This window comes from Mycobacterium sp. NGS35, from assembly GCF_059812855.1.
In genome coordinates, this window is the sequence record NZ_JCALDL010000010.1 from 76,568 (window position 1) to 90,549 (window position 13,982).

The window sequence follows — 13,982 nt, forward strand, 5'->3', positions numbered from 1 at the left end:
GCATGTCTGCCAGCCGACGGGTCGCCCGCGCGGTTTCCAGTGTGCTGAATCTGGCCCCGCGGCAAGGCGAAGTGTCGATGACGCGGCTGGTCCAAGCGGTTGCGGAAAGCCGTAACCGGCCGATCGAAATCCAGATGGAGGAGCTGCCACCCGGCGTGTGCGGCCAGTGGCGCCAATACGCCGACCACGATGTCTTCCTGATCCAGCAGGGCCTTCCGGCGTGGGACCGAACGCTGGCCCACGAGCTGGGCCACCTGGTTCTCGGCCACGAAGGAATCTCCGTGGTGGACGCGGCTCGTGAAGGCACGGCGCTCGTCAGTGATGACCTGATCCGCTACATGCTCAACCAGCGGACCGGCTGCATGGGGCCTGCCGGAGAAGACGCCGAACAGGAGGCGGAAGACTTCGCCGCGCTACTCGGCTATCGGCTCGGCCGGTTGCGTTCGGATCGTGCCTCGATCGTGCAGGTCCGCCTCGGCGAGGCCTTCGGGTGATCCTCTGGGTCATCGCCGGACTGCTCGGCGTGGCCACGGGACTGCGGGTCGGCTGGGCCCTGGTGAACAAACAGTCGGTGGTGAGCGCCGCCATGATGCTCGCGCTCGGCAGCCTGGGCTTCGTCGCCGCACTCAACTGGCAGCCGCTCACGCTGCTCGTCGACACCGTGCTGCGCTGGCCGAACATCTCGGTAGCGCTGTCGCAGATCGCCTTGACGCTGTGCGCTGCGGCCAGCTGCGTGATGATCACGTCGGCGGCGTCCGCGATGAACCCCGTGGTCACCCGCCGACTGGCGTGGGCCAACTACGGGATCGCGACGGTGATCGCGTCCGTGTCGGTGGTGTTCTTCTTCGCCGACGGGCGTCAACCCGAGATGGCGCCGCAGGAGTATCTGCGGCGCAACCTCAACCAGCACACGTCACTGCCCTGGCTCTTGCCGCTGCTCTACATCATGTTGGCGCTGACCGTGGTGCTGTGGGCGGGCATGCGTTACTCCAACACCACCCGTCGCGGCCGCGCGCTGTTCGTGTTCAGCGTCGGAATCGGTCTTTTGGTGTTGACCACCGGGTTCTTCCTGATGCGTGCGGTGGGTTCCACGGAATTCGTCAGCGTCGGGTCGGCGATCACCCTGCTGGCGTGCGCGATGTTGATCGTCGCCACGGGCTCTCTTTTGCCCAGCGTCGAGGACTGGTTCGGCGCCCGTCGGGAGATGCGGATCATCGCGCCGCTGTTGCAGGAGTTGTGCGAACGGCAGCCCGACGTCGGCGTGGGTGTGCGGCCGCGCGGGCCGTTGGCATTCCAGGTCGCCGAACAGATGTCGCTGATCTCCGACGGGCTGTTCTTGGAGGCTACCGAGGCGCATCAGGCGGCTCGCGCGGGCCGGCTGTCGGCGGCCGATCGCAACCCGCCGGCTGTCAGCCCGCAGGAGCAGGCCGGCGCCATCGCCAGGTGGGTCTTCGCCAGCCTGGACGGCGACAAGGCGTCGAACTTTCCCGGCCTGGCTTGGCTGCGTCAACCAGAGGGCTACTCGGACCGGGAATGGATCCTGGAGATCGCGCGCCAATACCGCGATCTCGTCGTCAGCGGTCGCCGCGCCCCTTCGGAGGAGGACACATCGAAATCGGTGGGGCGCCGGACCGACGCCCGATCCGCCTAGCTCTCGAGCTGCTCCTTGCGCCGCAACTCCTCGGCGTGGGCGACGAGGTCTTCCTTGGCTTCCGTCGACAGTCCGACGGTGCGGGCCGCGATCCGCCGCACACCCTCGTCACGCATCTCGGCCAGCCAGGTGAGTTCCTGATCGAGCTTCTCGAAGTACTCGTCGTCGGTGAAGTACTCAGGCTTGATCCGGAAGAAGTTGGCGAGCGCTGCCATGGTGGCCGCCGACGGATTGGTGCGATTGCCGGAACGCAGCTGAGACAGATAAGGCGCCGACATGGTGATGCCTTCAGCCTTGAGCGCCGCGATCACCTCTGCCGAGGTGTGGGGACCCCGGCCCGGCGGATAGACCGTCTCGAACAGACGATTCAGTCGCGCCGCGAACGTCTTGCTCATGGATTTTCCTCCGAAGGTGGCAGTGTGTGGTGACCGCGTTTATTTTGCTGCTCATCGTACCCACAGATGTGCTCAGAGAACAGTGCAAACTAAATTAATATTTGCGCCGGTGTAGAAAACAGCAGGTGGGAGCCGTCGACAGCTACTCTGCGGCGCGCGCGCGGGACCGGGACCGACCGCTCTGACGAGCGACATTCCCCGGCGAACCCACCGTTGCGGCATACTATAACGCACGTCATCAAAGGCGGTAAGACGCTTGTGAACGCAAGCAGCTGGCAAGCTTCGACTCGCTGGCGCACAGTCATTTGCTGCAGCGGGGGAGAACAGCAGCCCCATCGGTCACAGAAGTGGCGGGCTGGCGAACCGTCACTCCGCCGCTCGCCGGGTCGCCTTGGCGCGCAACGAGAAAGCGACAGCGCCGGCCACCGCCAACACCGCGACGACGGACGTGACGAGGAGGGCGACCCACCGCCAGCCCAGCGCCGCGTCAAACAGCAGCCACAGGCCGAACAGCAGGAACAGCACACTGGCCGCGCCGTGCAGCAGACGCTCCGGCAGCCGTCGGTGCAACAGCGCGCCTACGCCGATGGCCAGCCCGTCGGCCAAAACCATCGCCAGCGTGGCGCCGAGCCACACACCGGCCCAGTTGTGTTCGCTGGCAAGCGCGACAGTGGCCAGCATCGTCTTGTCGCCGAGTTCGGCCAGCACGTACGACGACACCACCGCAGCCAACACAAACCGGTGTTCCGGCGCGGGTGGCGGGGAATCGTCGTCGCTGCGTTGGCGCCAAGTCCACGCCGCAAAACAGATGAACGCCAGAGCCGCGGCGAATGCGATCGGCCGTTCAGGAAGGGTCAGGCCGAGGAAGTGTCCGATCGTGACCGACAGACCGTGCACAAGAAACGCGGCCACCGCCACGCCCGACAGCACCACCCACCAGCGGTGCCGCAGCGCATAGGTCATCGCGATCAACTGCGACTTGTCGCCGAGCTCGGCCACGAACACCACACCCAAGCTGATCAGTGTCGCGGTGAGCATCTGTAGACCTTTCGACGCGCTGCCCGGGTCGCGCGTACGCGGGTCTCGGGCATCCGGTCGAAGGTCTCGCCCACCGCGCAGTGGTCGCTCGGTTCGCCGGCCGGGCGCGGTTGCGCCAGTGTGTCGACACGACGATTTGGGGCTACTCCCCTTCGCTTACGTTCTCCGACGATAGCCAGTGGGATCCGAATTCGCCACGCCCGAGCGGGTTTTCGGCTGGCCGTATCGCGTGCTTCGAATGCCCTTATGCGGCAAGCAGCATGGCGAGAATCGCGGTGTCGGGATGGCTGATCGGGTCGACGCCCACGCGGCTCACCATGGACGTGACCGTGCCGTCGGCCTCCGCCTCTACCCACGCGGCGCGGTGCTCCAGGCCCAGGTGCGGCAGTCCGGGCAGCAACACACATCCCGACGCGGCTCCGCTGCATTCCGGCAGCGACGGAACGGTTTCCGACGGCGGATGCAGCATGATCAGCGCCGGCGGCGTGTGCTCGGCGAAATGACCTGGCTCCAAGGCGAATTCACCAACTACCGGCCCCTCGGCCAGCACCAGCCCGACGGTGCCGGGCTCCGGTTCGTCGGGCAGCTCCTCGCGGACACCGAAAATCGTTGTGGTGGAGAGCAATCCGGGAAGCGACGCCACCCGCACGGCCACGATGAGCAATTGAGCCCACTCCTTGGTGGAATTCGGCCACCGGCCGGACACCACAAAGCCTTTGAGTGTGCCACGCGAATGGAAGGGGGCCACTTCGATGGCCCGGCCGGATCCCGTACTCATATCCCGCCTCCGCCTCCGGACATCTCGAACCAGATATGACACGCCACTGGGTCGGTGAGGTCAGGATGACGAAATTGCTGTTGGCACGCAATACGACACGAGTGCCAACGCAAAACCGGCGTGACGCCAGAGCCTCGAGGACTCTGGCGTCACGCCGGAAAGGTGGCGGGTCTAGCCGAAGATCAGGCCCTTGGTCTTGCTCGTCGCGGCGGCGAACCGGTCCTGCACGTCGGCCCAGTTCACCACGTTCCAGAACGCCTTGACGTAGTCGGCTTTGACGTTCTTGTACTGCAAGTAGTAGGCGTGCTCCCACATGTCGACCTGCAGCAGCGGAATGATGCCGAGCGGCACGTTGGCCTGCTGGTCGTAGAGCTGGAAGGTGAGCAGCTTGTCGCCGAGGCTGTCGTAGCCCAGCACCGCCCAGCCAGAGCCCTGCAGACCGTTGGCCGCCGCGGTGAACTGCGCCTGGAACTTGTCGAACGAGCCGAACGCGTCGTCGAGCGCGGACGCCAAGTCGCCGGTGGGCTTGTCGCCACCGTCCGGAGACAGGTTCTTCCACCAGATCGAGTGGTTCACGTGGCCACCGAGATGGAACGCAAGGTTCTTCTCGTGCAGAAAGATCGAGGCGTGGTCACCCTTTTCCCGCGCTTCGGCCAGCTGCTCGAGCGCGGTGTTCGCACCCTTCACATACGTTGCGTGGTGTTTGCTGTGGTGCAGCTCGTTGATCTGGCCCGAGATGTGCGGCTCGAGGGCTCCGTAGTCGTAGGGCAGGTCGGGCAAGGTGTACTCAGCCACGAGATTCCTTTCTTGTCTTCAGTTGTGTGCTTCGACCACAACCCTGCTCCATTGCCGCGCGCACCGCAAGGACACCTGCGTCGCAGGCATCGGCCGCACAGCGGCGCCTGTCAGGACCAGTCAGAACAAGACGATGATGGCGAGCACGGCCAGCAACACCAGCGCGATCAGCGCCGCACGCAGGGCCGACGTCATCTGTGCGCGCGTATATGGAGCCGACGAGGAGTTCCACTCCGACGGTGGCACCGCCGAGTTGGGTCCAATGGGATGCGCTGCCATTACAAACCCCCTACCACCACGCTCGCACCCTCACCCCCAGTGAGATGTGTCACATCGACTCGCTGTGAGCGCGATCTTATCCGCTTCCGGGCCGCAAGAAAAATCTCGCTGATCGGATTGAACTGTGCCGCAGGCGGGTAGATCCTCCAACAACGCCTGCACGGCAGCTGTTAGGCGAAATAGCTAGCTCAGCAAGGCATTTCGCTGAGACCCGCACGCGACTGTTGATCACTTGCGTCCGCGGCTCCCAGGTTATCCACAGCCGCCATCGATCTGAGTGCAGAATGCACGCTCAAGGCCGCACGACGGGCGCCTCCGGATGTGGATAAAGCTGTGGAAATTGTGGATAACCTCGTTCTGCCGAGCGGTAGCTGACAGCGCCGACGCCTCAGTGAGGCCCTGATCCTGGCTTACGCTGGTCGGCGTGATCCAGGTGTGTTCGCGCTGCGGCACGCGGTGGAACGTGCGCGACCGCCAGCGGCAGTGGTGCCCGCGCTGCAACGGCGCGCTGCTGCCCCCGGACGCCTCGCACGATCCGACACACTCATCCGCTGCCGGCGCGGGCTCGTCGCAGCTGGGCGCTTCACCCACAAGTGGTCGCTCGCCGCACCTACCGCCTGGCTATCGCTGGATCGCGCTGCGGCCTGGCTCCGGGCCTCCGCCGCGCCGCCGGCGCCGCCCTCTCGGGCCGACTCCCCGCTACGCCTATATCCCCCAGTGGGGCTTGGTCGATCCGGCCACCCAGCTGCCACCCGCTCCAGCCACGCCACCGCGCCGCGGCCCCTCGGAACGGGCGCTACGGGCGATGCTCTACACGACGATCGGCGTGTACGGCGTGGCCGCGCTGCTGCACATCGTGCGCTACGTCCTGCTGGTTCTGAATCGCGACATGCTGCTCAACGTCGTCGTCGCCGGGATCGGGACGTGGGCGGCGGTAGTGGCCAGTGTGGCGGCGTTGTTCGCGATGGTCGGCACCGCTTTGGTGTTGACGGGGTGGCTGGTGGGCCGGCGGGCGGCGGCCTTCGCGCACCATCACCTGCCCGACCCGCGACCGGTGCGTGCGCTGTGGGTGGGATGCCTTGTGCCCCTGGTGAATTTGGCGTGGGGGCTGACGTACGTGATGGAACTGGCGGTGGCCGAAGACCGCTATCGACGCGTGGGCAAGCTGATCTGGTCGTGGTGGGCGCTGTTCGTGCTCAGCACCCTGGTGTCGATCTTCGCCACGGCGACCAGCTTCCCCGACGACACTCAGGGCATCGCCGACAACACGGTGAGCTTCATCGTCGCCTACCTACTCGCGATGGCCGCCACGATAGCGGCGGCGCGGCTAGTGTTCGCGTTCGAGCGAACACCCGTCGAACGGCCCTCACATCGCTGGCTGGTGGTCGCCGCTGGCAAGAAATCCGAACCCGAATCGGGTGGCGAAGTTGAGGCCGATGGTGAAGAACCGGCAGCATAGACGTCTATGACGTCTGGCGGGCACCCGTTCGTGGTTGCGCATCGCGGAGCCTCTGCCGATCGCGCCGAGAACACCTTGGCGGCCTACGACGTCGCACTGGCTCAAGGGGCCGACGGGGTCGAATGCGACGTGCGCCTGACCCGCGACGGACAACTGATCTGCCTGCACGACCGCCGCGTCGACCGGACGTCAGACGGCACGGGGCGAATCAGCGAGATGACCTTTGATGAGGTTGGTCAGCTCGACTTCTGCTCATGGCATCCCAACGGCGAGTTGCATGAGGACACCGGCGTTCTTCTGATCGACGACCTCATCGCGCTCGTCTTGGACTGGCGCCGTCCGGTGAAGATCTTCATCGAAACCAAGCACCCTGTCCGCTACGGGGCGCTGGTGGAGAAGACGCTCCTCGAGGTGCTGCGGCGCTTCGGTATTGCGTCACCCGCGTCAGCGGATCTCTCGCGGGCGGTAGTGATGTCGTTCTCGCCCGCCGCGGTGTGGCGAATTCGCCGGGCCGCACCGCTGCTGCCCACGGTGCTGCTGGGTGAAGCGTCGCGCATGCTGCGGGGCATTTCCGCCACGACTGTCGGTGCCACGGCAGTCGGCCCGCACATCAGTACCTTGCGGAAGGACCCCGAGCTGGTCGACCGCGCGGCGGCGCGGGGCCGGGCCACCTACTGCTGGACGGTCGACCGCTTCGAAGACGTCGAGCACTGCCGCAGATTGGGCGTCGACTGGATTGCGACGAACCATCCTGCGCAAACCAAGCGCTGGCTCGAGCGGGGGCGTCTCGACGGGAGCACCAACAAAGGGTGATCACATGCCGTGTGGTGGGCGCGATCCGTCATCTTGGCTCGCCGCCGGCCCCGAAGTAGGTGGCTCGACTTCGGCCTGACACTCGCGCGTCATGGCACGGTGGAACCACGAGTCGAAGACCTCCCGAATTGCCTGCGCTGACTGTGAATCGTCCTCACGCGGGACGAATTCGTACGTGAAATTGTCTAACTGCAAGCCATCGTCGCCGTCCTGCCACTGAAGGATCGAATAGAACAGATCTCCATTTCCCAGGCGGAATCCGTGAAGCGCCGGCATAAAATCATATGCGAAAGCTTGCACATCAATTCGGTGAAGTCGTGCAGACGCCGACTTGGCAAATGCACAAACACTGTTCAAATAATGGCGCGCTTGCTCAATGGCATCTCTTGGCATATACGGTGAATGGTTGTCTTCGCAGCCGAATGCCGTGAATCGCATGGTCCAGCCGTCAACACGGGATTGGTTAATCCAGAATCTGACATTCGGCCAGGCAGTAAACAAAGTAAGACCCAGGACATCGAGCCGCTTCTCCTCGTTGCGAGTAATGGACCGGGCCCGCTCCAGCAAAAACGGGTACATGTCGGTGGGGTCAGAAAAGTGCCGCTGGACCGGGGACTTCTTGCCGCTGAGGGCGCGAACATCGAAGAATATCGAGACGAGGACGACGGTGATGACAAGGTGACTAAAGCTACCTGATGGTCCTAGACCTACCTTTGTCAGCGGATCCTCGAGCCACGGTATGCTCAGTAGCAAAATGGCGAAAAGACCTCCGACGGCGATGGTCACCTGTATATAGGAGATGGCTCGTTCAGAAAATCTCTTGAGCCGGGCTTGGCTGCGGTTCTGCCGCAACGCTGCAAGCCCATGCTCGTGCCGTCGTTCGTCGGAGCTCTTTCTCTCGGGCGCCACTATCGTTGTTCCCAGCCATTTCTCAGACCGCTACGGCCTGAACCGGCAAAGACATTACTATGAGAACGCGTTCCGGGCAATGGAAGAGCACCAGCATGGTGATACCGTATTGTTGAACATCGCAATCATTCCTGATGATTTCGGTGATAGCCGCGGCCATGCAGCTGAGCCAAAGGGCGGCGCGGCTCGGCGGTGCTTTTCGTGTCGACAATGCCTGCCGGATTCGTTCATATCACGCTTTTCATGGTGCACTTCGATTACGCGCAACTGGGTGCGGTAAAGGATGCGTTCATCGCCTGGCGTATCAATACACGGCGAAGCGCTGCAATACATACCGGCTATCTCCGCACACCGGACAATTACTATGAAATTTCCTATGCCAGGACCGATGCGGTTCAGACCAGGTCAACCCGTGCGTGAGCGCTATTTCGGCGCCTATTCACCTGAACAGGTCGACAATGCGAGAAGGTGGGGATACGACTTGGTCGGAGATCTGTACCGACCTCATGTGACCTTGACGCGACTCCGCGCGGAGGCGCCGGCAGCTCGACTTCCGAGGGCACTATCGGATCTGTCGTTCGAGGCAAAAAGAATCGGACTGTTCATTGCGGACGATTTTGGCTGCGCTCGAGAACTCATCGCCGAGATGGACTGCAGGAAATAGCGATCGGAGATGCGGCGGGTTCAGCCCGTCGGCTGGGACTGCACCACGTCCTCAGGCACCGCCGCGTCGTCGGACAAAGCGGAAAACAGCCGCGACGCGGCGTCGCTGTCCCACTCGACGACGTCGCCGAGGTCGGTGTCTTCCGAGCCTGCGATCGGTACGGTGGTGGTCACCGGGGAGCCGTGCAGCGCCCAAGCCAGCCGCGCGAGGTCCCATACGTGCGCGCCGGAATCGACGGTCAGCGCGTTGGTGACCGAGCTCTTCACCGGCAGCCACCGCAAGGGATTCAGCCACACCGCCGGGCTGGCCACGCGGTGCAGCAGCGCCGACAAGAATTCACGCTGGTTGACCATTCGGTCGAGATCGGCGCGTGGGGTGGCCCGCGTGCGCACGTAACCAAGCGCGTTGCGCCCGTCGAGTTTTTGACAGCCGGACGGCAGATCGATGCCCGCCAACGGATCGACGACGGGCTCGGTCGGGCACATCGTGACGCCGCCGACCGCGTCGACCACATCCGCGAATCCTGCGAAACCGATCTGTGCGTAGTGGTCGATCCGAAGCCCGGTGGCCTGCTCGACGGTGCGCACCAGCAGCTGCGGGCCGCCCAGCGTGAACGCGGCATTGATCTTGCCGTCGCCGTTGCCCGGAATCGTCACCAGCGAGTCGCGGGGGACCGAGACCAGCGTCGGCACCACGCTGGACAACAGCGAAGGGATGTGGACCAGCATGATCGTGTCTGTCCGCCCGTTGCCGATGTCGCCACCGGTGGCCAGCGCGCTCTGCTGCTCAGGGGACAGGTCGCTGCGGCTGTCGGAGCCCACGAGCAGCCACGTGGTGCCGTGGCCGGATGCGGGCCGGCCGCGATAGTCGGCGAAGACTGCGGCGCGGTGCAGCGAAGTGTCCACCCAGACTGCGATCCCGATGAGCGCAACCAGCAGGGCGACGACTAGCAGCACCAGCCAGCGACCCCAGTGCCGTTTGCGACGAGGCTTGGCCGGTTTCGGCGGCTTGACCGGGCGCTGCTGCTGCGGAGGCGCAGGCGGTGGTCGCTGCGGCGGGCGCGGTGGCGGTGGTGGCTGTGGGCGCGGCGGGGGAGCCGGGCGGTATGCCGGGTCGCGACGGATCACTTGCGACGGCTCGCGGCGCGGCGGGGGCATGGGGCGCCGAATCGGCCCGCCGCCGTGCTCTCGTGGCGGCCCGCCGCCGTGCCCTCTTGGCGGCCCGCCGCCGTGCCCCGGCCGGTCGTGCGTCACCGGATCAATCTACGGCGTCACGGCAACCAGCCCAGATGATCGACAAGCAGCGCGTATCCGACGAACGCGACCGTATCGATCAGCCCGTGCGCGACCACCAGCGGCCACAGTCGGCCGGTACGCCGCCACACCGCCCCGAACACCACGCCCATCGCCAGGTTGCCCAAGCCGGCGCCGAAGCCTTGGTACAGGTGATACGCGCCGCGCAGCAGGCTGGAGTACAGCAGTGTCCGGGTGCTGCCGACGCCGAGCTGGCGCAACCGTGTCATCAGATAACCGACGACGATCACTTCTTCGGCCCAGCCGTTGGCGAAGGCGGCCAGCACCAGCACCGGGATCCGCCACCAGCTGTCGGTGAGCGTCGTCGGCACCACCGATGCGCTCAGCCCGACGATCCGCGTCAACACGTACAAACCCAGCCCCGGAATGCCGATCAGCGCGGCCAGCGCCACCCCGCCGAGTGCGTCGGCGCGCCATGTGGGTCGGCCCAAGCCGACGTCACGCGGGCCGGTTCCAGTGCGCCACAACAGGTAAAGCCCCAACGCCCCCCATGCCAGCAGTTGGACGATCGAGGTCAGGTTCAGCCCAAGGTCGATGAGGTCGAAGTAGGAGCGACGGGGCAGCAGCGGGATCTTCTGCGTGCTGAGGATGCGCAGCACCGAGTCGACGAGTTGCAGCACCGCGGTGACGGCGGACAACCCGAACGTCACGGCCAACACGATGGCGACCTCGAGCCGCAAGGTGCGCGGCGGCAGCGCCGTGTCGGACGCTCGCTCGGACAAGCCCGCGGGCTCGGTCATGCTGACACGGTAGAGCGTGCGGCGCGAGGCCTGACCGGGTGAGCTGCTAGGCGCGACGCGCGCGCAACCCGTTGAGGAACGGGCAACCCATGAGCACGCGGATCGCTCGGCCCAGGCCGGTGAGGTCGTCGACCGGCGCCGCGAACGGCAACCGCACGTCGTGGTCGCTGTCGTCTTTCTCGACCCTCAGCCGCATCCCGTAGCGGTCCAGGCCCAGCGGGCGGACGCGGCCGCTGCGCAGCGCGCCCGGCAACCGGGACGCCAACAGGTCGACGACGTCGCGGTGGTCGGAGTCGATGTGCTGCAGCCAGCGCGACTCCATCGCGCAGAACGGGTCGGGCTGCGCCGCCAGCAGGTTTTCGAGCGGTACCGACTCCGCGCCGGTCGTATCCGCGATCACCACCGACTCCGTCCGCAACCACATCAGCGCGGTCGGGCGATGGCCCGCATTCACTTGGAGAAGAGCGGGATTGGGATCGTCGGCGGCGATCGCATCGAGCAGTGCGGAGGTCAGCGGCGCGGGCACTCGCCGCAGCCGGCCGCGCATCCACACCAGCGAACGCACTGGCCTGCGCAGCGGCAGAGGCGCGTGGTCGGTGAGCTCCAGCATCGCCTCGACACCGTCGGACTCGCTGATCGCCGCGGCCATCTCGGTGTCGGCCGCCACGGTGACAGCGACTGCGCCGTCGTCGAGCAGGTGGTGGACGGGAGTTTGCACCGGAGCGAAGCCGTCGACTGCCAGCATCGCCTCAGGCGCACGCACACAGATGCTGCGGACGCTTTCGGCGGTGGACGGTGCCGGCTGAGGCATGAACATCTCCTCCAGTCAAAGTAAGGTGAGCCTAACTTAATTAAGTGGCTGCGGTCGCGCAAGGCCTCCGTCGTCGGTCCGACCGATAGGGTTTGAGAGGTGACCAGAATCGCGTACCTCGGCCCGGAAGGGACCTTCACCGAGGCGGCGCTGGTGAAGATGGCAGATCGAGGCATGGTTCCCCACCCGGGACCGATCTCGCCCGTGGCCGCCGACGGGGCTGTCGCGGCACTGCAGCAGGTACGCGACGGGGCCGCCGACTACGCGTGCGTGCCGATCGAGAATTCGATCGACGGATCGATCGTGCCGATCCTCGACAGCCTGGCCAACGGCACGCCGCTGCAGTTGTTCGCCGAACTGACGCTCGACGTGGCATTCAGCATCGCGGTGCGCCAGCCGAGCACCGCCTCGGACATCCGCACCGTCGCCGCCTTCCCGGTCGCTGCGGCGCAGGTGCGCGACTGGCTGACCCAGAACCTGCCCGACGCGGAGGTGGTGCCCGCCAACTCGAACGCGTCGGCGGCCATCGATGTCGCCGACGGTAAGGCCGACGCCGCCGTGACCACGCCGCTGGCCACGCGACGCTACGGGCTCACCGAGCTGGCCGCCGGCGTCGTCGACGAACCGAATGCCGCCACGCGGTTCGTGCTGGCCGGCCGCCCCGCGCCGCCGCCTGCGCGCACCGGCGCCGACCGCACCTCGGTAGTGCTGCGGCTGGAGAACAAACCCGGCGCGCTGGTCGCTGCGCTGACCGAGTTCGGCATCCGCGATATCGACCTCACGCGGGTCGAATCTCGGCCTACCAGAACGCAACTCGGCACGTACGTGTTCTTTCTCGAATGCGTCGGCCACATCGACGACGTCGCCGTCGCAGAGGCACTCAAGGCGCTGCACCGACGTTGTGCAGATGTGCGATACCTGGGTTCGTGGCCTACGGGCTCCGTCACGGAAGCGGTGCCGCCGGAGTTGGACGAGGCCGATCTCTGGCTCGAGGCGCTACGCAGCGGACGAGTGGGCCGATGAGCGGTCGGTTGGTGTTGTTGCGGCACGGGCAGTCCCGGAGCAATGTCAAACGATGCCTGGACACCCGCCCGCCGGGTGCCGAGTTGACGTCCGCCGGCATCGCGCAGGCCCGCGACTTCGCGCGTGGCTTCGATCGCCGCGCCGGCCTGCTGGTGCACTCGGTGGCGCTACGGGCGGCGCAAACCGCGGCGGTGCTCGGCGACGTGTGGTCGACGCGTCCGCGGCAGGTGGAGGGCATCCACGAGGTGCAGGTGGGCGAGCTGGAGATGCGCAACGACGACGAGGCGGTCGAGACGTTCAACCGAATCTACGAGCGCTGGCACCTCGGTGACCTAGACGCCGCACTGCCCGGTGGCGAGACCGGCGCGCAGGTGCTTGACCGCTTCCTTCCCGTCCTGACCGACCTGCGCCTGCGCTACCTCGACAACGACGACTGGACCGACGACATCGTCGTGGTCAGCCACGGCGCGGCGATCCGGCTGGCCGCCGCGACGTTGGCCGGAGTGGACGGCTCATTCGTGGTCGAGCACCACATCGGCAATGCGGAGTCGGTGGTGCTGGCCCCGATCACCGACGGGCGGTGGAGCTGCGTGCACTGGGGTCAGCACAGCCCACCGTTTCTGCCCGATCCACGCGGCATGCCGAGCCCGGAGGACTTGGAGTCCGCCGACCCGATGGGCTGACCGGGTCAGACCGCGACGGCGACGGACTGCGCACAGCTGCAGCCCACTGCGTCGCAGTCGATCCGCAGCGAGTGAGTGATGCTCTCCGGGCTGGTGCAGCCGTCGTCGGTACATTCGGCGCGACGTTGCACGTGGATGATGACCGTGCCGTGGCAGTGCTCCCATCCGTCACGGCAGTAGCGGCACTGCGGGGGACCGCTTGCGCGAAGATCAGAGCGCGGAGTCATGTCCCGTTCCTATCACCGGCCGCCGACAACAACCGGTTGCCGCGCGGACGTCGTCAGGCCCAACCCAATTCGTGCAGCCGCTCGTCGTCGATCCCGAAGTGGTGAGCGATTTCGTGGATGACGGTGATCGCGACCTCGTCGAGAACGTCGTCCTCGGTGTCGCAGATGTCCAGCAGCGCGTCGCGGTAGATCGTGATCGTGTCGGGCAGCGCGCCGGCGTAGGTGGTGTCGCGCTCGGTGAGCGCAATGCCCTCGTAGAGGCCGAGCAATTCTGGCTCGTCGGGATGGCGGCCTTCCACCAGGACGACGACGTTGTCGATCGCCGCCGCGAGATCGGGAGGAATCAGGTCGAGCGCGTCTGACACCAGCTCGTCGAACCGTTGCGGGCTCATCCGCACGGCCAT

At 66.0% G+C, this 13,982-nt stretch carries 18 protein-coding genes; 7 read left to right on the forward strand and 11 right to left on the reverse strand.

The features are described 5' to 3' along the window. Positions 1-2: 2 nt before the first annotated feature. Positions 3-494 carry an ImmA/IrrE family metallo-endopeptidase gene (locus AC5Y4C_RS16330; protein ID WP_499913701.1) on the forward strand — a complete coding sequence of 164 codons (492 nt, stop codon included), beginning with the start codon at positions 3-5 and terminating at the stop codon, positions 492-494. Further along, positions 491-1,651, forward strand: coding sequence for a hypothetical protein (locus tag AC5Y4C_RS16335; protein ID WP_499913703.1), 1,161 nt, complete (start codon positions 491-493; stop codon positions 1,649-1,651). The genes AC5Y4C_RS16330 and AC5Y4C_RS16335 overlap by 4 nt, the downstream gene beginning before the upstream one ends. Here AC5Y4C_RS16335 and AC5Y4C_RS16340 read toward each other — a convergent pair. From AC5Y4C_RS16340 to AC5Y4C_RS16360, 5 genes are all read right to left on the reverse strand, one after another. Continuing rightward, positions 1,648-2,046, reverse strand: a complete 399-nt coding sequence (locus tag AC5Y4C_RS16340) for a helix-turn-helix domain-containing protein (RefSeq protein WP_499910982.1) — start codon at positions 2,044-2,046, stop codon at positions 1,648-1,650. The genes AC5Y4C_RS16335 and AC5Y4C_RS16340 overlap by 4 nt on opposite strands. A 366-nt stretch (positions 2,047-2,412) precedes the next feature. Next, positions 2,413-3,084: a TMEM165/GDT1 family protein gene (locus AC5Y4C_RS16345; protein WP_499913705.1), complete on the reverse strand. Its 672-nt coding sequence runs from the start codon at positions 3,082-3,084 to the stop codon at positions 2,413-2,415. Positions 3,085-3,328: 244 nt separating this feature from the next. Beyond that, a complete protein-coding gene (locus AC5Y4C_RS16350) occupies positions 3,329-3,862 on the reverse strand; it encodes a peptidase (RefSeq protein WP_499910975.1) in 534 nt (177 codons plus the stop codon). 171 nt (positions 3,863-4,033) lie between these two features. Next, a complete protein-coding gene (locus tag AC5Y4C_RS16355; RefSeq protein ID WP_499910973.1) occupies positions 4,034-4,657 on the reverse strand; it encodes a superoxide dismutase in 624 nt (207 codons plus the stop codon). A gap of 120 nt (positions 4,658-4,777) precedes the next feature. Then, positions 4,778-4,936 (reverse strand): hypothetical protein, encoded by a 159-nt coding sequence (locus AC5Y4C_RS16360; RefSeq protein ID WP_499910972.1) that lies wholly within the window; start codon positions 4,934-4,936, stop codon positions 4,778-4,780. 424 nt (positions 4,937-5,360) lie between these two features. On the opposite strand from AC5Y4C_RS16360, the gene AC5Y4C_RS16365 reads away from it, so the two are divergent. Together AC5Y4C_RS16365 and AC5Y4C_RS16370 are read left to right on the forward strand one after the other, a co-directional pair. Further along, entirely contained in the window at positions 5,361-6,395 is a 1,035-nt protein-coding gene (locus tag AC5Y4C_RS16365; RefSeq protein ID WP_499964826.1) for a DUF4328 domain-containing protein, read from the forward strand. Between the two features lie 6 nt (positions 6,396-6,401). Next, a complete protein-coding gene (locus AC5Y4C_RS16370) occupies positions 6,402-7,208 on the forward strand; it encodes a glycerophosphodiester phosphodiesterase (RefSeq protein WP_499910968.1) in 807 nt (268 codons plus the stop codon). On the opposite strand, the gene AC5Y4C_RS16375 is transcribed toward AC5Y4C_RS16370, so the two are convergent. After that, entirely contained in the window at positions 7,209-7,994 is a 786-nt protein-coding gene (locus AC5Y4C_RS16375) for a hypothetical protein (protein WP_499910966.1), read from the reverse strand. It lies immediately after the preceding gene. A gap of 511 nt (positions 7,995-8,505) precedes the next feature. Here AC5Y4C_RS16375 and AC5Y4C_RS16380 point away from each other — a divergent pair. Beyond that, entirely contained in the window at positions 8,506-8,781 is a 276-nt protein-coding gene (locus AC5Y4C_RS16380) for a DUF1045 domain-containing protein (RefSeq protein WP_500008505.1), read from the forward strand. Between the two features lie 20 nt (positions 8,782-8,801). On the opposite strand, the gene AC5Y4C_RS16385 is transcribed toward AC5Y4C_RS16380, so the two are convergent. The 3 genes from AC5Y4C_RS16385 to AC5Y4C_RS16395 form a co-directional block, all read right to left on the reverse strand. After that, the gene (locus AC5Y4C_RS16385) at positions 8,802-9,938 is read right to left on the reverse strand and encodes an LCP family protein (protein WP_499964837.1); all 1,137 of its coding nucleotides are present in this window, start codon (positions 9,936-9,938) and stop codon (positions 8,802-8,804) included. A gap of 113 nt (positions 9,939-10,051) precedes the next feature. Then, positions 10,052-10,834, reverse strand: a complete 783-nt coding sequence (locus AC5Y4C_RS16390) for a CPBP family intramembrane glutamic endopeptidase (protein WP_499964822.1) — start codon at positions 10,832-10,834, stop codon at positions 10,052-10,054. Positions 10,835-10,880: 46 nt separating this feature from the next. Then, a complete protein-coding gene (locus AC5Y4C_RS16395; protein WP_499913711.1) occupies positions 10,881-11,651 on the reverse strand; it encodes a DUF2470 domain-containing protein in 771 nt (256 codons plus the stop codon). 93 nt (positions 11,652-11,744) lie between these two features. Here AC5Y4C_RS16395 and pheA point away from each other — a divergent pair, with 93 nt between their 5' ends. Together pheA and AC5Y4C_RS16405 are read left to right on the forward strand one after the other, a co-directional pair. Continuing rightward, on the forward strand, positions 11,745-12,668 hold the full coding sequence (gene pheA / locus AC5Y4C_RS16400; RefSeq protein ID WP_499910956.1) for a prephenate dehydratase: 924 nt from the start codon (positions 11,745-11,747) through the stop codon (positions 12,666-12,668). Beyond that, positions 12,665-13,351 carry a histidine phosphatase family protein gene (locus AC5Y4C_RS16405; protein ID WP_499964820.1) on the forward strand — a complete coding sequence of 229 codons (687 nt, stop codon included), beginning with the start codon at positions 12,665-12,667 and terminating at the stop codon, positions 13,349-13,351. Before pheA ends, AC5Y4C_RS16405 begins: the two co-directional genes overlap by 4 nt. A 5-nt stretch (positions 13,352-13,356) precedes the next feature. Here AC5Y4C_RS16405 and AC5Y4C_RS16410 read toward each other — a convergent pair whose 3' ends face one another. Then, positions 13,357-13,578, reverse strand: a complete 222-nt coding sequence (locus tag AC5Y4C_RS16410; RefSeq protein WP_499910953.1) for a hypothetical protein — start codon at positions 13,576-13,578, stop codon at positions 13,357-13,359. 53 nt (positions 13,579-13,631) lie between these two features. Further along, entirely contained in the window at positions 13,632-13,982 is a 351-nt protein-coding gene (locus AC5Y4C_RS16415) for a metallopeptidase family protein (protein ID WP_499913715.1), read from the reverse strand.